This is a genomic window from Shewanella sp. GXUN23E, assembly GCF_050865035.1.
Classification (GTDB): domain Bacteria; phylum Pseudomonadota; class Gammaproteobacteria; order Enterobacterales; family Shewanellaceae; genus Shewanella.
Map to the genome: position 1 here is coordinate 38,459 of NZ_JBOZWP010000026.1, position 17,923 is coordinate 56,381.

17 protein-coding genes and 1 riboswitch are annotated in these 17,923 nt (G+C 54.2%); of the genes, 2 read left to right on the forward strand and 15 right to left on the reverse strand.

What is annotated here, in order from left to right; genetic code table 11:
- Positions 1–4: 4 nt before the first annotated feature.
- From ACRRUX_RS18215 to ACRRUX_RS18255, 9 genes are all read right to left on the reverse strand, one after another.
- Positions 5–2,806, reverse strand: a complete 2,802-nt coding sequence (locus ACRRUX_RS18215; RefSeq protein ID WP_432533022.1) for an ExeM/NucH family extracellular endonuclease — start codon at positions 2,804–2,806, stop codon at positions 5–7.
- A gap of 811 nt (positions 2,807–3,617) precedes the next feature.
- Complete coding sequence (locus ACRRUX_RS18220) at positions 3,618–4,874, reverse strand: ABC transporter permease (RefSeq protein ID WP_432533025.1); 1,257 nt, start codon at positions 4,872–4,874, stop codon at positions 3,618–3,620.
- A complete protein-coding gene (locus ACRRUX_RS18225; RefSeq protein WP_432533028.1) occupies positions 4,871–6,085 on the reverse strand; it encodes an efflux RND transporter periplasmic adaptor subunit in 1,215 nt (404 codons plus the stop codon). Before ACRRUX_RS18225 ends, ACRRUX_RS18220 begins: the two co-directional genes overlap by 4 nt.
- Positions 6,082–7,263 carry an efflux RND transporter periplasmic adaptor subunit gene (locus ACRRUX_RS18230; RefSeq protein ID WP_432533031.1) on the reverse strand — a complete coding sequence of 394 codons (1,182 nt, stop codon included), beginning with the start codon at positions 7,261–7,263 and terminating at the stop codon, positions 6,082–6,084. Before ACRRUX_RS18230 ends, ACRRUX_RS18225 begins: the two co-directional genes overlap by 4 nt.
- Positions 7,256–8,224, reverse strand: a complete 969-nt coding sequence (locus ACRRUX_RS18235; RefSeq protein WP_432533034.1) for an HlyD family secretion protein — start codon at positions 8,222–8,224, stop codon at positions 7,256–7,258. Before ACRRUX_RS18235 ends, ACRRUX_RS18230 begins: the two co-directional genes overlap by 8 nt.
- Positions 8,214–8,900: an ABC transporter ATP-binding protein gene (locus tag ACRRUX_RS18240; RefSeq protein WP_432533037.1), complete on the reverse strand. Its 687-nt coding sequence runs from the start codon at positions 8,898–8,900 to the stop codon at positions 8,214–8,216. The genes ACRRUX_RS18235 and ACRRUX_RS18240 overlap by 11 nt, the downstream gene beginning before the upstream one ends.
- A 262-nt stretch (positions 8,901–9,162) precedes the next feature.
- Positions 9,163–9,528 carry a hypothetical protein gene (locus tag ACRRUX_RS18245; protein WP_432533040.1) on the reverse strand — a complete coding sequence of 122 codons (366 nt, stop codon included), beginning with the start codon at positions 9,526–9,528 and terminating at the stop codon, positions 9,163–9,165.
- A gap of 26 nt (positions 9,529–9,554) precedes the next feature.
- The gene (locus ACRRUX_RS18250; protein WP_432533043.1) at positions 9,555–9,947 is read right to left on the reverse strand and encodes a hypothetical protein; all 393 of its coding nucleotides are present in this window, start codon (positions 9,945–9,947) and stop codon (positions 9,555–9,557) included.
- A gap of 92 nt (positions 9,948–10,039) precedes the next feature.
- Complete coding sequence (locus tag ACRRUX_RS18255; protein WP_432533046.1) at positions 10,040–10,534, reverse strand: GNAT family N-acetyltransferase; 495 nt, start codon at positions 10,532–10,534, stop codon at positions 10,040–10,042.
- Between the two features lie 84 nt (positions 10,535–10,618).
- Here ACRRUX_RS18255 and ACRRUX_RS18260 point away from each other — a divergent pair, with 84 nt between their 5' ends.
- Complete coding sequence (locus ACRRUX_RS18260) at positions 10,619–11,248, forward strand: chemotaxis protein (protein WP_432533049.1); 630 nt, start codon at positions 10,619–10,621, stop codon at positions 11,246–11,248.
- Complete coding sequence (locus ACRRUX_RS18265) at positions 11,248–11,991, forward strand: MBL fold metallo-hydrolase (RefSeq protein ID WP_432533052.1); 744 nt, start codon at positions 11,248–11,250, stop codon at positions 11,989–11,991. Before ACRRUX_RS18260 ends, ACRRUX_RS18265 begins: the two co-directional genes overlap by 1 nt.
- Positions 11,992–12,040: 49 nt before the next feature.
- Here ACRRUX_RS18265 and ACRRUX_RS18270 read toward each other — a convergent pair whose 3' ends face one another.
- The 6 genes from ACRRUX_RS18270 to ACRRUX_RS18295 all read right to left on the reverse strand — a co-directional run bounded on the left by ACRRUX_RS18270 (position 12,041) and on the right by ACRRUX_RS18295 (position 17,692).
- On the reverse strand, positions 12,041–12,589 hold the full coding sequence (locus tag ACRRUX_RS18270) for an NAD(P)H nitroreductase (RefSeq protein WP_432533055.1): 549 nt from the start codon (positions 12,587–12,589) through the stop codon (positions 12,041–12,043).
- Between the two features lie 134 nt (positions 12,590–12,723).
- On the reverse strand, positions 12,724–13,314 hold the full coding sequence (locus tag ACRRUX_RS18275; RefSeq protein WP_432533058.1) for an HvfX family Cu-binding RiPP maturation protein: 591 nt from the start codon (positions 13,312–13,314) through the stop codon (positions 12,724–12,726).
- Between the two features lie 179 nt (positions 13,315–13,493).
- Positions 13,494–14,525 (reverse strand): phosphotransferase, encoded by a 1,032-nt coding sequence (locus tag ACRRUX_RS18280; RefSeq protein WP_432533061.1) that lies wholly within the window; start codon positions 14,523–14,525, stop codon positions 13,494–13,496.
- On the reverse strand, positions 14,525–15,190 hold the full coding sequence (pnuC, locus tag ACRRUX_RS18285) for a nicotinamide riboside transporter PnuC (protein WP_432533064.1): 666 nt from the start codon (positions 15,188–15,190) through the stop codon (positions 14,525–14,527). The genes ACRRUX_RS18280 and pnuC overlap by 1 nt, the downstream gene beginning before the upstream one ends.
- A 3-nt stretch (positions 15,191–15,193) precedes the next feature.
- The gene (locus ACRRUX_RS18290; protein WP_432533067.1) at positions 15,194–15,454 is read right to left on the reverse strand and encodes a YkoF family thiamine/hydroxymethylpyrimidine-binding protein; all 261 of its coding nucleotides are present in this window, start codon (positions 15,452–15,454) and stop codon (positions 15,194–15,196) included.
- 90 nt (positions 15,455–15,544) lie between these two features.
- The gene (locus ACRRUX_RS18295) at positions 15,545–17,692 is read right to left on the reverse strand and encodes a TonB-dependent receptor (protein WP_432533070.1); all 2,148 of its coding nucleotides are present in this window, start codon (positions 17,690–17,692) and stop codon (positions 15,545–15,547) included.
- Between the two features lie 48 nt (positions 17,693–17,740).
- Positions 17,741–17,857: riboswitch (TPP riboswitch) on the reverse strand.
- Positions 17,858–17,923: the final 66 nt, after the last annotated feature.

Consider the following 17,923-nt stretch of genomic DNA (forward strand, 5'->3'; position numbering starts at 1 on the left):
CAGCTTAGAAACTGAAGCTGGTGCTGTCTGTCAGGCCATTGTTGTCTGTCACCGTCAGCGTGACCTGACTGGCGCCAGTGCCGCGGTAAATCGCCACGCGACCGATATGCACAGTGCCGTCATTGAACTCCCAGCGATGCTCTGTGATACGGCCATCGGGATCGTAACTGCGGGACAGGAACAAATGCAGATGCCTGAAACCACCGTGGAAGATTTGCGCCACCGGGGATAAGCCGGCATCTATGGTGACAGTTTGCGTACTGCTGGCCTGGGCACCATTGTTATCTGTCACAGTCAGCGTCACCTGATATTCACCTGAGGCACTGTAGCGGTGACTGACTTGCTCGCCACTGGCACTGCTGCCATCGCCAAAATCCCACAGCCAACTGACTATCTGACCATCAGGATCGACAGAGCTGGAGCTGAAACCGGCCAGATTACCCTGCACCTCGGCGCTGAAGGCCGCTTGTGGTAACACGTTGGGTGGCGTCATATCCAGGCTGACAATCACAGGATCATGATCCGATGAGCGGTAAGCGTCCGGTGCATACCAGTCGGCCTGCTGGGCCGGAGACTTGAACTCAGTGTTGTAATCCAGCGCCCTGGGCTCGTCGGCATTGATGTTCCAGTGCGAGCCATCCAGCAATTTGTCTGCCAGCGACGCATTCAGCAAGGCATGATCCAGCGACCCGGTTTCACCGGAGAACACATAAGAGTACTCATCCGGTTTGCCCAGCAGCTCAAACAGATTATCAAAGCCGCCTGACGCCAGTTCAGTAATAGGATCCTCCTTGGCATAGGCATTCATATCACCCACCACCAGAATCGCCTGCTCAGGATACTGAGTCGCCAACCAGGTGTGGATTGCCCTGGCGGCACGGGTTCGGGTCAGATTACAGTTGCCCTGACCATCACCGGTATCCGGATCGCCCAGACTGTCACAGCTGCTGCCCTTGGACTTAAGGTGATTCACCGCCAGAACCATAAACTCACCGGTGTCATTGTGACTGAACCCTTGCGTCAGCATGGGTCGGTTGCTGGTGTCGAGGAACAAAGGATCGCCATTGTCATCCACCGGCGAATTGCTGCTGTCCAGAATCGCCGCAGCACCGGCTGGCGTAACCACCGCCGGGCGATAGATAATACCCACCGCAATCGCGTCCGTGCCAATCTGCGCAACACCCGGGTTGAGCACCGCATAAGTGCCTGCACCGGCAATGGCATTGAGGCCATCAACCAGATCCGCAATTGCGCTGTTGGCGCCATAACCGTCGTTTTCTATCTCCATCAGACCATAGATATCCGCATCGATGGCGAGCATGGCTGTGATGATCTTATCCCGCTGACGGGCAAATTCCTGTGCAGTATTGGCACCGCGGGAGGTGGGGAAGCCGCCGCCCATACCATCACCATTGAAATAGTTCAGCACGTTGAAACTGGCAACCTTGAGATTACCTGTCATGTCAGGCGCATCGGTGCGCGGGTTAGCGTGCACTACATTGACAATTTCAGTGGGCATCACCCGATAAACCCCAAAGGCGTAATGCAGCACACCGTCGAGATCGGTCACGCTGTCACCAACCCTCAGGGTATTGGCTGCGCTCAGACCAGGAGCCGGATAAATAACCGGATCAGGATTCTGCGCCGTCAGACCATCATCCAGCAGGATACTGTCTCTGGCATTGGCAGCACTGACCGCCAGCGCAGGGGCGCCGGGCAGCGCCACCTGAGTGCCGATTGAGTGACGGGCAGAGCCCAGGCTGACCTCACCATAACGGGCCAGGTTGTAGACGTCATTCACCACCAGATTCTGGGTAAACTTCACCTGCATGCCTTCAAAGGCTTCCAGCTCGCTGACTGCAGCTACCGGCAGGGTGATGGTAACCGGGGAAGGTATTGGCTGAGCAGAGGCGCACAGCAGATCATCACTGACATTACTCAGTTCAGTCAGGCCACTGAACTCCACCACTTTGCCGCGAAAGCGAGCCAGATCGCCCACCTGATAACTGATATCCGTGCTGCCCAGATACACGAACAGACCTTCAGAGGTTGCCGCATCGTCATCAGTCGCGTTGTCCGGCATCTGCAGATACAGGCCCTTGAGCCCTGGCATCACGCCCGTTACCACCGCCTGCACATCTGTTGTGCTGTTGACCAGAGGGCTGGCATCGCCGCTGCCCTGCACCGTATGCAGTGGTGTAGCTTCCAGTTCACAGGAGAAATCAACCGGTGGCGGAGGCGGTGGTGGCGTGCCACCCTCATACTGCCCCAAATCATCGAAGGTGTTATTGGCAAAGCCTTCCCAGCCGGCCAGCGTCACCTCATCCTCAACATTGGTATCGGCTTGCAGCACGGTGCGGCGCAGCGTATTGTCCGCGGTGGACAGCAAACCACTGCCCCACTCGCTGCCTGGGTCTTCACCCAATCGCCCGAGACTGTCGATGATGATGTCACCTTTATACAGCACCAGCGCATCATCGCCGTTAAAGAAACTGGCATTGCTGGTTTGGTCGGCTACCGCCAGAATGGCGGGATCAGCAGAAGCGTGAGCGACAACGAACACTTCGCCGGCTGCCAACGTTCCACTCAAAGGGACAGTAGCAGTGCGGTCTCTGTAGCCATTGAAGAAAAACTTGAGCTGGTAATTGGATAAGTCGATGCTGGCGGCAGTCGGGTTGTAAAATTCAACCGCTTTATTATTGGAACTGCCCTCAACATATTCGGTCATGATCAGATCATCGGCCGCAAAAGCCATCACACTGACGCTGCTCAGGGCAAGCGCCAGCACATGTCTGCGATTGGACATGGTATAAACCCCTAAAGTCTGAAACATCATTGATGAAATACGGCAAAACGACAGCACAGAACAATGCGACTCTTTCTGTGACGCCAAAACTGCGTATTTCGTTTATTTATGGCGGGATTGATACGACCGGATTCCTTCCCGAATTGCGTAATATAAGTGACAGGAGTTACAAATAAATGTCAACCGCCGGCATCATTCAAACCGGTGCAAAAAAGCGCATACCATTATTCTCTTTGGGATATTTACCGGATATACCCGGTAAGCGATATTAATCATTATTATCCACAAACAAGAACAAGCTGGAATTTCATACAAATTAATTATCTAAAAAACATATAAATAAACAAGAACGCACAACAATAAATTACCACAAACAATAACCTCAAAGACAATGGCCCTATGCAAATGAAGTTACCTATTGGCAGTGCAGGGAAAAAACTGCACAATCCGCGCCGTTCGATATTCAGCGCTTCAGGCCCTGCCAATGCAGCGGTATGATATGTTTTTTGGGGATAATCTTGCTGATAAATACCCGCAATAACGCGGCACTACCCTGATAAAAGTATTAGTTGTCATCACCCCGTCTCATTCTTTGTTCCTATCTGCGCTGGCTGTTGTATTTTATCCTGCCAAAATACTGACATAAATTGTCAGCATATCGAAAAACCTACATAAATCAGACCAAATCAATTTACCGATAGCAGCAAGAGCGGTGAACACTCAATTAATCAACACGCTGATGTTAAATATTGACGGAGAATATTCTGTTCATCAAAGAAAAGCCGGGGATACAAAGATACCCGGCTCAGATTCAGTCTCGTTGCAATGCAACAATCGGATCCAACCTGGCGGCCTTTTTCGCCGGATACAGCCCAAAACCTATCCCCACAGCCATACATACCCCAAGGGACAGCAGAATCGCAAAGGGTGACCAGGCAACAGGCCAACCGGCGGCAGTGGCAATCACCAACGCCAGCAACATGCCCATGGCAATGCCTATCACTCCGCCGGTGGCAGAAATCACCACGCTTTCCAGCAGAAACTGTCTGGCGATATCCCGTTGCCGCGCTCCCAGCGCCCGCAGCAGGCCTATCTCGCCGGTGCGCTCCAGAATAGTGGCCAGCATGATATTCATAATGCCGATACCGCCCACCAGCAATGAAATACCCGCTACACAGGCCATCACGATATTGAAAATATTCTGGGTGCGCTGATGCTGCGCCAGCAGATCGGCGGGCACCACCACATCGAAATCCTGTTCGCCGCCGTGACGCCTCGACAGCAGATGGTTAACGGATGCCGCCGCCAGTGACGGCTCGACGCCCTGTGCCAGCGCCAGCTTAATTCGCCCCAGCTGATCATCCAAAGGCTCAGCGTGCATCTTCTTAAGTGCCGTGCTGAGGGGGATAAAGACCTGATTACGCTCACCGCCCAGCTTCACCCCATCAATTTTCGACTTGATCTCCTCCCCCTGGGCCAGCACCCCAATCACGGTAAACCACTGATGATTTACCTTGATAAGTTGCCCAAGCACATTGCCCCTGGGAAACAGGCTGCGGGCCGCTTCGGGCCCAAGCACTGCCACCTGGGCAAAGTGCAGCTCATCCTTTGCATCAATGGCGCGACCGTTGGCCAGGCGCAGCGCGCTGAGCTCAAAATAACTGGGTGTTACTCCCACCACTTTGGCATCACTGCTGCCAGCGGCGCTGAACAGGCTATAGGTGGAAAGAGGTTTCTCAGCACTCCAGCGGGTAACAAATGGCAGGGTATCGCGAATCGCATCCACATCCCGTAGGCTCAGACCCACACTGTGCTCCCTGACGGCCTTTTTGGCTTCCCGGCTCATCGGACGGCTGTCCACCACCAGGTTGCGTACCCCCATGGACTCGATCATCTTGAGCGCTTCTTTTTCAGCACCTTCGCCGACACTGAGCATGGCAATCACCGCGCCTACGCCGAAGATCATCCCAAGTAAGGTCAGCGCCGTGCGTAACTTGTGGTGGCGCATTTCTGCAAATGCCTGTACCACGCCCTGCCAGTACTCCTGCCACAAACTGTTACTGGTCATAGCGCCTCCCCCGGTTTGGTCAGGGCGACAATATCCCCTTTGGACAGACCTTGGGTGATGACAGTGCGGTTGAGGCTGCGCTCTCCCAGCTCAACCTGCTGGCGGCGATAGTCTCGCCCCTGCGCCACATACACCCAGTATTCGCCCTCTTTCTGGAACAAGGCCTGATTCGGCACGGTAATCACCTCGTCAAGCTCAAGGATGTCGATGATGGCGGTCACCTGCCGCCCTGGCTTCATCAGCTCAGGCACAGTTTCATCCAAGGTCACCACCAGCTCAAAATAATTAACCGGACTGTTTTTCTCCCGCGGTTTTGCCAGTGCATCCACCTGTGACACAGTGCCGTAAAACACCCGCTCCGGGTACGCATCCAGACGCACCTGCGCCCTTTTGCCCACCGCCAGACCGGCAGCTTCCGACTCCAGCACATATAACCTGGCCTGCATGGTCGAGGTATCAGGCAAGATCCCCAGCTCCATACCAGACCAGACCATGTCTCCTACCGCCGGTTCCTCGCCGCTCCAGCCCTTGCGGTAAACAAAAATGCCATCGTGCGGCGCTTTGATCTCCATATAGGCCAGGTTGTTTTCATAGCGGCTCATCTTGCTTTGATGACTCTTTTGCTTGAGCGAGAGCAACGACTGTTCGGCCTGCGCCTGACTGTCATGCTGCTCCAGTCCCCAGAGCAGATACTCCTGCCGGGCTTCGAGATAAGACTGGTTCCGCATCTGATCTATGATGTCGATCTTGGTATACACCCGCTCATCATCACTGAAAAACCGCTGTGCCAATTCCAATTCCTCGACATTGACATCCGCATCCAGCGTCAGCTGCCGGTTGGCAGTGGCATCCTTTTGCGTCTGGATTTCCCGATCAAGCCCCAATTTGTCATAGGCGAAGCGTTCCAGCTCCAGATTGTAGCGCTCCCGCGAAGGGTCCAGTCTGGCGACCACATCACCGGCTTTCACCTCACTGAAATTATCAGTCAGCCAGGCCAGCGACTGCGGCCCGCGCGAACGAGTCGGCACGGACACCGGGGTGGACTGACTGGCTTCCAACTCACCCAGGGCGGGAATGGTGACCTCAAAAGCGATGCTGTCGACCTCCATCGTCAGCACATCATTGCGATGCTCATCCGAGCAGGCCCCAAGCCCCAGTATCACTGCCAGCATCGCCGCCAGAGTGCTCAGTGTTATGATCCGCGCTTTCATGGCAGACTCACCTCATCTTCGCCGGATAAACCATCAACAATCGCCACCAGTCCGTTGGCAGATGCTCCAACAGTGACATCGACCCGCTTGTCACCAAACAATGAGGGCACATACACAAAGGCCTGACCATCTTCATAATGAACGGCCTGGCTGGGGAGCAACATCTGCTGCTGATGACTGGGCAGCTCAATACTGATTTTTGCTGTCATTCCCGGACGCAGCAGATCCGGGTCAGGATCTTCAATGCTGGCCAGGGCATCAAACACCATCAAGGGAACGTTCTGATTCTTGGGTCGGAATACGGCTCCCAACTCGATAATTTTGCCCCTGAAACGCCGCTCTGGATTGGCATCCAGCCGGATACTCACCGTCTGCCCGACTTTGACGCGTCGGGCCTCCACTTCCGGGATCGCCATATTGACCCGCATCTGATCCAGATCCGCGATACTGACGACTGTACCGCCGGCGAATATCGACTGACCTTCCTGGATTTTATTGCCTTCATGATCAGTGCCATACACCAGCATCCCCGGACGGGGCGCTTTGAGAGTCATGGCATCAATGGCACTTTCCAGCGCACTGACCTCGGCGGCAAACTTCTGTCGGTCTCCTTCCAGCATGGCCTCGCGTTGCTTGATGCTCTCACGCTCGAGCGTCAGCTTGCGCTCCACCAGCACCACTCTGTCGCTGGCTATCTCGGCATCCCGCTGATATTTCAGCTTGTCAATCTGAGCCACTGTGTCATCGGACAGGCGGTACTTCAAATCCGCTTTTTCATATTCCATCCGCGCCTGCGCCAGCTCCAGTTTCAGCTCCTCAATCTTCTGCGCATTGCGCATTTTCGACGTTTTGATGTCCTGAACCGTGGCATCCAGCTCGGCCTGTTTCACCTGCAAGCGCTGAACAATTTCTGACGTATCCAGTCTGGCTACCACCTGTCCGGTGGTGACCGGCTGACCTTCCGGAGCCAATTGCTTCACCTGATATTGCCACACCCGTCTCATGGCGGGGGGCATCATCGAGACAGTACCGGCGGACTCCAGCTCACCACTCACCTCGATGGACTGAGGCAATACCCCCTCAACAACCCGGGTTTGCGGCGCCTGATTGCAACCGCCCAGTGTCAGCAGCGCCAGCGGCATCATCACTGTCAGTAACACGCGACGTTTGTCAGCCATTGGAACCCTCCAGCAACACCTGAACGCTCATCCCCGGCTGCAGGGCCAAATCCTGCTCATCTATGCTCAAGTCCACCTCGAACCAGTTACTCTGTCCCCAGGCCTGTTTTTTCTGGGCCTGGCTGCTGATGCGCGCGACCTTAGCGGTAAACCGGCGTTCGAGCTGGGCGTCAAGCCGCAATTCAGCGGTGTCTCCCACCGCCAGTTTGTCGATATCCACCTCATTGACCCAGGCCTTGACCTGCAGTCCATCCATCGCCGGAATCGACGCAATCAGCCGGCCGACCTGCACGGTATCGCCCACTTCGGATTTACGGTCGGTATCCCCGTTCTGGGCATACAGCATGGGACCGGCAAAACGAGCCTTCAACTCAAGACTGTCGAGATCGGCCATGGCGCTGTCCAGTTTGAGCCGGGCTTCCTCCCGATCCAGCGCCAGCTTCCTGAGGGTTGCTGTCTGTCTGGCGTTGGCTTCCTCCAGTGCTTTGGCGGCCTTATTCACCTCAGCCTCGGCCTGCAGCAATTTGAATTGATTATCGGCATACTCCTTGGCCGCAATGAAATCGGCAGGAATATCTGCCTCAAGCTGCGCTTTTTCCAGTTCAAGCCGGGCTTTTTTGAGATTAAATCTGGCTTGCAGCAGGGCTGCCTGCAATTCATTTTGCTGGCTCTGCTCCTGCGCTGTCACCCGCAGCAACGTTGCTTCCAGTTGCTCAATTTGATTATCAATCTGACTCTTGTCGAAAATCACCACGGTCTGCCCCACTTCGGCAAGCTGACCTTCGGGCAACATCCACTGGATTTGGTAACGCCAATTATCGCCAGCTTTCGGCACGGTAAAACGCTGGGATTTGGCCGATGCGATTTGTCCTGTCAGCAACAGCTGGCTGGCGCTGGCCTGACTGATTCCCAGAGCCAACGTCAGCGTCACCAGAGGCAACATCAAAAAACTAGGCCGCATTGTTCCCCCTGAGCTCGATTTTTACCACTTCACCATCGCGCATCCGGATGATCCGCCGGGCATAAGCCGCCACTTCTTCTTCGTGGGTCACCAGAATAATGGTTTGCCCGGCCCGGTGCAGTTCACTGAACAGCGCCATAATTTCCACCGAGGTCTTGCTGTCCAGTGCCCCGGTTGGCTCGTCGGCCAGCAAAATGGCGGGTCGGTTCACCAGTGCCCGTGCAATGGCGACCCGTTGCCGCTGGCCGCCGGATAACTGGTTGGGGCGGTGTTCCATGCGGGTGCCAAGCCCTACCCGCTCCAGCAGTGCCCGGGCATGAGCCTCATCGCCGGCCGGCGGACGGGCAAAGCGCAGCGGCAGCAGCACATTCTCCAGCGCAGAGAGTCGCGGCAGCAGGTGGAAACTCTGAAATACAAAGCCGATATCCCGGTTACGGGCCGCAGACAGTGCATCGTCATCCAGCAACGCCACTTCATGGCCGTTGAGGCAATAGCTACCCGACGAAGGGCGATCCAGACATCCTATGATGTTCATCAATGTCGACTTACCAGAACCAGATGGTCCCATAATGGCAACAAATTCATTGGCCTGAATGTCGAAACTGACGCCTTTAAGCGCCCTGACCTCTGTCTCCCCCATACAGTAAGACTTGGTCAGTCCGTTGACTGTAATCATTTCGCGTAATCCGGTGAAAACTGATAGCAGGCAGTCTGCCCGCAGCAAGTAGATAAGCCAATCATATTTATCAAAATTTGCATTTGATGACGAACGCTGGCGGGTAAAATTTTGATCATCATATCAGGCGGTCAAGCGCATGCCTGAAGGATGGCGGCGAGTTCAGCGGCGCTGCAGGTCAGCCGTCAACGCCCAAAGACACCATGAGCCGGGTGACTGTACGTCCCGACTGACGCTGCCAGAGCCGAAGTGGATAATTAAGTCAAAACAGAGGATGGGAGAGCAGCGCCAGAATAATCAGAGCAGGCACCAGTGCCTGCATCATCCACAGCAGATGACGGCTTGCGTCAGTCGTCCCTTCGGTTAATACACAGTAGAGTGTCCAGACACTGCCCAACGCAAACTGCAGCGCAATAAACAGCAGCAGGGTGTAATTTTGCTCCAGATTCAACAAGTCGGCACCAATGGCCAGTAACAACAATGCCGATAACAGTGACGGAAGCCATACCACAACCACGACCAACCCCGGCAATGATTGCTGACCTGCCAACGTTTGGGATATGTCCCGCTGCTGTCTAATAGCAACTCCCAGAGCCAGCGGCGCAGTCAACAGCAGAAGCGGGATCATGATGTTCTCTGCTCAGCGATGGCGGATCACATGGTCGCCATCGCCCAGTATTCCAGACGGGCTTTGGGGTCAGCCAAAATACTCTTGCACTGTTCTTTATGGGTGGCCATCAATCCTGCCAGATCCTTGGCATCTTTCATGCTCAATATCTGTTTCTGGCGGGCAGCATCCAGTGCCTGGATCAGTTCGTCGGCGGGCAAATAAGTTGCCGCCAGCGCTTTGGACTCTTCTGCCTGCGATGACAATCTGGACGCCACACTCGCCATCTGAGGAGAATTCATGGATGCGACAGCTTCAGAGGCAATCTGATAATACGCAGAACAATCCAGCAACTCGGTGGCAAACGCACGTTCTGCCTCATCCGCCATCGCAGCCTGTGACACTAACCCTATGGCAACCAAAACATATTTGAATTTCATCAATCTTCCCTCAACGAACCACGATGCGTGACAAATGTCACATCAAGGTACCAAAACAAGAGGTTAATCGCGAGTCAGATAGCGGAATTTTATCAGCGATAGAGTGCCAGTGGTTTATCTCCCGGACTCATTTGCCAGTCCTGCGCATAACGCAGCCCAAGTTTTTCCAGCAGTGCGATAGATGGCAGATTATCGTGATTCACTATGGCCACCACCGGGCCAACGTCCAGTGTTGCAGCTTGCTGCATAATTGCCTGCGCCGCCTCCAGCGCATACCCCTGCCCCCAATAGGCAGGTAAAAACGCGTAACCTATATCTACATTGTCCAGCTGCGGCCGATTGACCAGCCCGCACATACCGATCACGTCGCCGGTAGCTGTGATACTGATCCGATAAAGACCATACCCCCAATCCCGGTAACTGGCACCGGGGCCATTTTCGATATATGCCAGCGCCTCCTCACGGGTTTTAACGCCCTTATCGCCAATGTGTTTAATGAACCCCTCAGAATTGAGCAGCTCAACAATAAAATCTGCGTCATCTGCCGTAAACGGCTGCAGCGTCAGTCGGTTGGTTTGAATTGTCATAAGTTTTAATTAATTTAGTAAGTTAATCATCATCCCAGCACACAGTGTCTATACTTTGCAAAGGTCTGACATGGAGTGTGCGATATGACTGAACATGCGAAGCGCAAGCGCCCCTATTACGTGATTGTGGCTCAGGTCGCCGCAGAACTGAATAAGACGCTTGCCAGTTGCCGGAAAATCAACCTTACCGCCAGTAATGCCCAGGCGGCTTCTACCCGCATTGGCAACACAGCCATGGGGTTTAAGGTGCTGACCCATTTTATTGATGAACTGGCCAGCGAAACCCAAAAAGCCGCCAAAGAGATCAACCATCTTGCCAGACAGGCCAGCACGCTGGCGACTTATATTGCCCGCTCGCAGATGGCACTCAAGCAGTTCTCCAGTGCCCGGGCCAGACTCGGCAGTGATGCGGAGCAACCGGCAATGCAAAGAGCAGAAGTGAACACTCAGGCCAGATACCAACAACAGCGGCACGAATTCAACGACATGATTGATCAAATCCAGTGCAAACTGGACGAGCTTAAAAAGACCCTGCGTACCGCCAATGCGCTGGCGTCGGTTTGTCGTATCGAGGCCTGTCGGGTCGACAAACAAAATCAGGACACCTTCATCGGCGTCGCCGACAAGGTCGATGAAGTGGCCGAAGCGATTCGCCAGCGGGTAGATACCGCTATCACCCTGTTTACTCTCACCGAAGATAAGGAAGCTGCCTGATGAAATGTCACCAATTGACCGAAACTCCCAGTCACCAGTGGATATTCTTTGGCAGAGATCCGGACCGGCCGAACAAGATCATCGACACCAATCAATACATGATCACAACAGCCAACAAGGCACTGCTGATGGACCCGGGCGGCATTGAATTATTTGCCCCCATGCTGGCAAGCATAGTCAAGCTGATCCCGCTGGAGCAGTTGACTCATCTGTTTGCTTCCCATCAGGACCCTGACATCATCTCGTCGCTGGGATTGTGGGATCAGACGCTGCCCGATGCAAAACTCTATTCAGCCTGGATGTGGGAGGGCTTTATCCGCCACTTCGGTATGGACAACATCAGCTATGAAGCTATCCCGGATGAAGGCTTAACCATTTCGCTGGATCAAACAGAAATCAAATTTATCCCGGCCCATTATCTGCACTCATCCGGCAATTATCATGTCTATGATCCTGCGGCAAAAGTATTGATGTCCGGTGATGTCGGCGCCGCACTTGAAGGCCCTGATGCCGGTATATTTGTTGAAGACTTCGAGGCCCACACCCAGAAAATGCGCTTTTTCCATCAACGCTGGATGCCGTCAAACTCGGCCAAAAACAACTGGATAGCCAGGGTGAGACAGCTGGATATTGAGTATCTTTGCCCACAGCATGGACGTATCTTCAGGGGTAAGCAGGTTCAGCAATTTCTCGATTGGTTCGAGCAATTGGAAGTCGGTACCGGGCTCAGTAAAAGCACCTGATCCGGTGGCGATAAAAAAGGGCCAATCTGGCCCTTTATTTTTTCTCGGCTTACAAAAAGCGGGCACTGTCCATACCTGATTTCTGTGCTTTCAATGGCGCCTGGACAACCGGCGTACCCAAATACAGAAAACCCACTATCTGATCCGCCTCAGCCAACCCCAGCAAACGATGCACTTCACGGCTGAAGGCATACTCGCCACTGCGCCAGATCCCTCCCAGACCCAGGGCAAATGCTGCCTGTTGCATGGCCATCAGTGCACAGCCCGCTGCCAACTGTTGCTCAAGCTCAGGCACTTTGGGATGCGGACGGCATTTGGCAACAACAGTAACAACTATAGGGGCACGAAACGGCAGGGTCGCCGCCTTCTCAATCTGACTGTTATCGGCGCCATCGGCTATTGCCGCAGCCTTTAAGATATCGGCAAGTTTTTGCAGCCCCTTCTCTTTGGCGATAATGAATTCCCAGGGTTGCAGTGCGCCATGATCCGGAACCCTCACTGCCGCATCCAGGATCTGCTGCAGTTGTGTGTCGTTTGGACCGGGAGCCTGTAATCTCGGGCAGGATTGGCGGGTTAACAGTAATTCCAGTGCTTCCACGTGACTTTCCCTTTTCGCTTAGTTGCCGGAAGGTTATCACAAAGGCGCGAAAAAAAACCTACCTGTCAGGTAGGTTTTATCCCGGCCACAAGTGCAGGCAGAGGCGGCATCAGCAACCTAACCATCACCGTCTCTCAGGACCGCTGCAGGTATTTGCGGCTCAGCAGGTAATCAATACTGGTGTAACGCCCCCCACCAAACATAAACAGCACCAGTAACATCACAAAGTAGGTGATGGCAAACTCAATACCATTGTTGAGCACCACAAAATTGCCAGAGCTGGTCAACCAGTCATAATTCCCGTACTCCTGCAGAATTTCCTTTGCCCTGCCAAGTTTTTCGGCAGAGGCCATGACCTGCTCGTTGGCCAGCCAGGAAGATGGATCGGCAATCGCCAGCCAGCCGTTTTGCCAGTGCACCGCAAACGCGGCCACCAGCATGGTAATCATCAGCGGGACTGAAATCAGCCTGGTCGCCAGACCAAGCAACAACAACATGGCACCAAAAAATTCAGTACCGGCTGCCAGTGCCGCCATCACCTCGGGCATAGGCAATCCCAATCCCCAGTCCGGATTCCCAAACCAGGCGGCAGTATCTTCAAAATGTGCCAGTTTGTTGTAACCGGCCTGCATCAGTACCGGGGCCAGATAGAGCCTGATAGCCAGTGGTGCCAGTCCGTCAAACTGTCCAATACCGTCAATTACCTTTCTTGCCAAAGTGATCATCCAAATGCCTCTTGCCAGTCATTACTGTTATCCAGATTGTTAGGTAAGACCTGCGCGCGGGCATTCTGCTTTCATGCCCGTGTCGCTTCATCTATCACTTGAGAGGAAAAAGCCGGTTATCCGCCGCACCAAGCGCACATCAGATATGCTCAGCATGGCACAGGCAGGATATAAAATCCTTAAGACAACATGAGTTCAGATTGGCTGAACCACGTCATATATTGTGGCTCCTGATGTACCGCGGCCTGCAACAATGCCCAGCAACAGCTGAACACCCAGTAGATATTGACCGCCGCCACAATCGCCTTGTATGGCAACGTTGCGTATCCCAGTTTGCTCAGATACTCATGGCACAGCCAATGGGTATCCGGCGCTGACCAATTGTGGGTCGCCAGCACAGTAGCCAGCTCATTGAGCGGGCCAGCACCACAGGTATATTCAAAATCAATGGCCAGGCATTTTTGTGCAGACCAGAGCAAATTGGCTGGATTCAGATCTCTGTGACAAAACTGCAACCGTCCCTGCTGCGCATCCGTCACCGTGGTTATCCAGTCCAGTATTTGTGTCCTGCGCTCAAGTATCCGATAAATGCCCTGCTGCACGCCTTCGGGCGCATCCCCCATACCAGCCTTGAGCGCGCTGTCATAGCGCTGCCATTGCTCAAGTGTACTGATTGTCAGCTCCGGAACAGGTAAGGTCGCTAATTGACACAGCAAATTACCCAATCTTGAGACGGCGCTGTTTGATGGCTCCGAAGGCGGCCGGGCGCCAAGCAAATCTACAATCATGGCACCGGATCGCCCCAGCACAGAGTCTGAGTCTGCGGTATTGGTACTCTCCGGCGGCTCGTTGGGCACATATTGACTGAGATAGCAGTGATAGTCCTGACTGACCCACACAAGTGCAGGGGCCAGTCCGGCGGACGCGGCCTGACGCCACGCCCAAACTTCGTTGACCCGCCCCACCCCCAATGCGGCAACATCCCGGTTGACCCTGAGCGCCAAGCGGCTCAGAGCCCCATCGCACTGTTCGCTGTGGCTGTCATTAACGCCATGACAATGCTGCCTCCGGGGCGCGGCACCTTGGCCCAGCACATAGTTGTCATTGGACAAGCCACTGCTGAGCAAGCACAAAGGCGCGTGCCTATCATATCCCAACCCGGCAATCGCCTGACCAAGTCCTGGACAGGAAGCCATCAGTTTAGCCAGCATCACACCCGCACCACATCGGATTGGGCGGTGACACGGCTGAGTTGCGATGCCTGCCAATCCCGTCGCCACATCAAGTAACCTGCGGCGGCCATACCGACATACAGCACAAACAGCATGGAGGTCAGCATCAATCCCTTACTCAGATACAGGTAGATGGAAACCAGATCAATCACCACCCAATAGAGCCAGTTCTCCACCACTTTGCGCGCCACCAGAAAGGTGGTCATCACCGCAAAGCAGGTAGTGACGGCATCCAGATAGGCAAAAGACGCGTGAGTGAAACTTGCCATCAGCCAGCCAACCGCTACGGAGACCAGTGCTGTCACACCAATCAACAGCGCGTGTCGTTGCCAGGACCAGGACACCAGTGCCACACCATGCTGCTGACCGCCGCCCCGGGTCCAGAGCCAGTAACCATAAAGCGCCATCCCCATGTAATACACATTGAGGACAGACTCCATCAGCAGCGCCACCTGCCAGAACAGCACGGTATAAATCGCGGTGCTGACAAATGCAGCGGCCCAGCACCAGACGTTTTCCTTCATCGCCAGCAACAGATAGGCGACAGCCAGGATCACGGCAATGCCCTCCCACAGGGTCATCGCCTGCACCTCTCCAAGCGCCTGCATCAGGGAGGCCGGTACGGATTGCAGTTCCATCGTCATGGCTTACTCGCTGTGGCTGAGGTCGAGTTCACGGCCAATGAATTTACACACAAACACCGCTTTACCGAACTTCTCATGGGCAGAGTGCATTTCAGTAGCCAGCATCGACATCACCTCCTGATAGTCGCCCTGCACCTGAGTTGCCATGGCGTTGGTAACCCGAACGATATTGGGGTAACTATCCAGACGCTTAATAAACCATTGAATAGGTTCAAGATAGTTCTCGGTAAATGGATACATGCTGATTTCAGCGGTCAATATCATGGTCAGTTTCCTTATACTGCTTGTCAGAAACGGCGGTGACTTAAGTCATCGACCTCAGTCACCGCCTGTATAACGCACCCGATAACGGGATTAAAAATAGTCGTACCTGAAGGTGATCCCCAGCTGGCGCGGATCGCCATAGCGTACATATTGCTGATCGGCCCAGTCTTTATCCGGCTCATTACCAAAGAAGAAGCCGCGCACGCCATACGCTTCATCAGTGAGATTGCGCCCCCACAGATACACCGACCAGTTATCTGCCTCATAGCCCACTCTGAGATTGAGCAGATGATAGTCCTCAGACACAAAATCATTACTGTCGGAATAGTAGAAGCTGTCCATGCCGGACAGATTCAGGTTGGCAAACAGACCCCAGTCACCGCGCCAGGTGCCGCCCAGCTGATAGTTGTAGCGTGGCGCATGGGCCAGCTCGCGACCCGACAGATCGATTATCTCGCCGGATTTTTCATAGCGATAGTCATCGTAGCTGGCACGCAGCAGCCCAAGTGAACCATAGAGTTCCAGATTGCGGGTCAGGTAATAGCGCACTTCAGCTTCCAGCCCATAGTTGGTGGAACTGGTGGCATTGGCGGTATAGAGAATGAAATTGCCACTTCCCGGGATCTGCACTGAGGCATCAACCTGCTGATCCTGACGGTCCATAAAGAACAGCGCCAGGCGGGTATCCAGATTACCGTCAAGCAAACTGGCGTTGTAACCCAGTTCATAGTTGTACAGGGTCTCTGAATCAAAGGCGCGATATTGGTTCAGCTCGGCAGGCAGGTCGGTATTGAAACCACCGGGCTTATAGCCGCGGGCCAGTTTGGCATACAGCATCTGCTCGTCATTGAGCTGGTAACTGACAGACAAATGGCCGCCCCACATGGTTTCCTGTGGTGCAAACGCTTCCCCCAGGCTGTCACGGTAATCCGCCTGCCAGCGCTCAAGGCGCAGGCCAGCGGAGTAATGGAAACGGTCAATATAGGTATCCAGCTGGCCGAACAGTGAATACTTGTCTGCCCGGTAGTCACTGGTCATGGCGCTGGTATACAGATCGCCCTGTTCATAGCGCTCTGCAATCTGCAGCAGATTGTCTTCACTCAACCGGTTGTAATACGCCCCCACCAGCCAGTCGGTAGTGCCATTAAACAGGCGGCCGTTGTCTGTGCTGAGCAATCGCAGGTCCTGACTGATATTGGTGCGATCGGCATTTTTATCCCACCAGTAGTCATAGACACAGGGACCGGCGCCATAACACACCTTGCCCGCCCAATAATCGGGATTGGACCAGTCACCATCATAAGCATGACGCTGGCTGGTATCGGCAACACTGGTGATGCTTTCCAGCACAAAAGCGTCATCAGCATCCCAGCTGAGTTTCAACGCGCCGCCATTGGTGGTCTGGGTATCGACTCCGGGGCGATCTGAGTAGGAGTACTGACCATTGCTGTCCAATGACCAGGCATCATAGCCGTTATCAAAGTTACCGTGCAGCAGGGTTAAATCTGCCTGCAGCGCATCTGTTATATACCAGCGCAACTTAGCTTTGGCGGAGATCTCATCACGACGGTTGGTGTCGTTTCGTCCCAGATACAGGTTGTCCATAAAGCCATCCTGCTGATGGCTCTGCACGGAAATACGTCCAAGCAGACTGTCATCACTATTCAGACTGCCACCGGCATACACGCCAGCGGTCAGCAGTGAGTCACTGCCGGCCGAGAGTTCCAGCCCCGCTTCGGGCGCGGCTGTAGGTTCTGCACTTTTCAGATAGATGGCACCGGCCAGCGCATTACCGCCAAACAGAGTACTCTGTGGCCCACGCAGCACCTCAACCTGTTGAATATCAAACAGGCTGGAAGCCATGCCCAATCCGGACAGATCGATATCATCGACAAAGAAACCGACCGAGGCATTGGGAGCCCCCTCATACTCTTCCTGATCACCCACGCCGCGAATTTGGAAGTAACGGGCACGGGAGCTGCCGCCGGACCAGTTCAAGTTGGGGATGGCGTTAAGGATATCCTGGAAGTTTTCGCCCCCGTCATCCTCGAGTTGTTGCTGCCCCACCACACTGATGCTGGCAGGCACACGGTCAATTTCAGTGGCACGAAAATCCGCGGTAACCACCAGGGTTTCCATGGCTTCGTCATCTTGGGGAGCGTCAGCCGCCAGGGCCGGCAATGAAAGCGCTGTCAGCACAGCGGCCGACAGGATTGAATAGCGATTAATGTTGTTCATAGGACCTCAATTCCGATTTGAGATCCGGCGTGCATAAAGCGAGGTTAATGTACATTGTAAGCCCATTCCTACGCCGGTATTAGCCGGATCAGGTTCAAAGGGTTCGTCATTTGACATCTCAGCCCTGTCATCAACACCTGATGCAGAACACCCCTTGGCCGCGCCAATTATACAGACTATTAACGTCATTACACCTGCAGATGAGTAATTTTCCTGCAAAAGCAAAAAGCT

Excerpts from the sequence above, each read along its gene's own strand:
- ACRRUX_RS18215 (WP_432533022.1), bottom strand. The coding sequence starts at position 2,806 with ATGTCCAATCGCAGACATGTGCTGGCGCTTGCCCTGAGCAGCGTCAGT.
- ACRRUX_RS18220 (WP_432533025.1), bottom strand. The coding sequence starts at position 4,874 with ATGACCAGTAACAGTTTGTGGCAGGAGTACTGGCAGGGCGTGGTACAG.
- ACRRUX_RS18225 (WP_432533028.1), bottom strand. The coding sequence starts at position 6,085 with ATGAAAGCGCGGATCATAACACTGAGCACTCTGGCGGCGATGCTGGCA.
- ACRRUX_RS18230 (WP_432533031.1), bottom strand. The coding sequence starts at position 7,263 with ATGGCTGACAAACGTCGCGTGTTACTGACAGTGATGATGCCGCTGGCG.
- ACRRUX_RS18235 (WP_432533034.1), bottom strand. The coding sequence starts at position 8,224 with ATGCGGCCTAGTTTTTTGATGTTGCCTCTGGTGACGCTGACGTTGGCT.
- ACRRUX_RS18240 (WP_432533037.1), bottom strand. The coding sequence starts at position 8,900 with ATGATTACAGTCAACGGACTGACCAAGTCTTACTGTATGGGGGAGACA.
- ACRRUX_RS18245 (WP_432533040.1), bottom strand. The coding sequence starts at position 9,528 with ATGATCCCGCTTCTGCTGTTGACTGCGCCGCTGGCTCTGGGAGTTGCT.
- ACRRUX_RS18250 (WP_432533043.1), bottom strand. The coding sequence starts at position 9,947 with ATGAAATTCAAATATGTTTTGGTTGCCATAGGGTTAGTGTCACAGGCT.
- ACRRUX_RS18255 (WP_432533046.1), bottom strand. The coding sequence starts at position 10,534 with ATGACAATTCAAACCAACCGACTGACGCTGCAGCCGTTTACGGCAGAT.
- ACRRUX_RS18260 (WP_432533049.1), top strand. The coding sequence starts at position 10,619 with ATGACTGAACATGCGAAGCGCAAGCGCCCCTATTACGTGATTGTGGCT.
- ACRRUX_RS18265 (WP_432533052.1), top strand. The coding sequence starts at position 11,248 with ATGAAATGTCACCAATTGACCGAAACTCCCAGTCACCAGTGGATATTC.
- ACRRUX_RS18275 (WP_432533058.1), bottom strand. The coding sequence starts at position 13,314 with ATGATCACTTTGGCAAGAAAGGTAATTGACGGTATTGGACAGTTTGAC.
- ACRRUX_RS18280 (WP_432533061.1), bottom strand. The coding sequence starts at position 14,525 with ATGCTGGCTAAACTGATGGCTTCCTGTCCAGGACTTGGTCAGGCGATT.
- pnuC (WP_432533064.1), bottom strand. The coding sequence starts at position 15,190 with ATGACGATGGAACTGCAATCCGTACCGGCCTCCCTGATGCAGGCGCTT.
- ACRRUX_RS18290 (WP_432533067.1), bottom strand. The coding sequence starts at position 15,454 with ATGATATTGACCGCTGAAATCAGCATGTATCCATTTACCGAGAACTAT.
- ACRRUX_RS18295 (WP_432533070.1), bottom strand. The coding sequence starts at position 17,692 with ATGAACAACATTAATCGCTATTCAATCCTGTCGGCCGCTGTGCTGACA.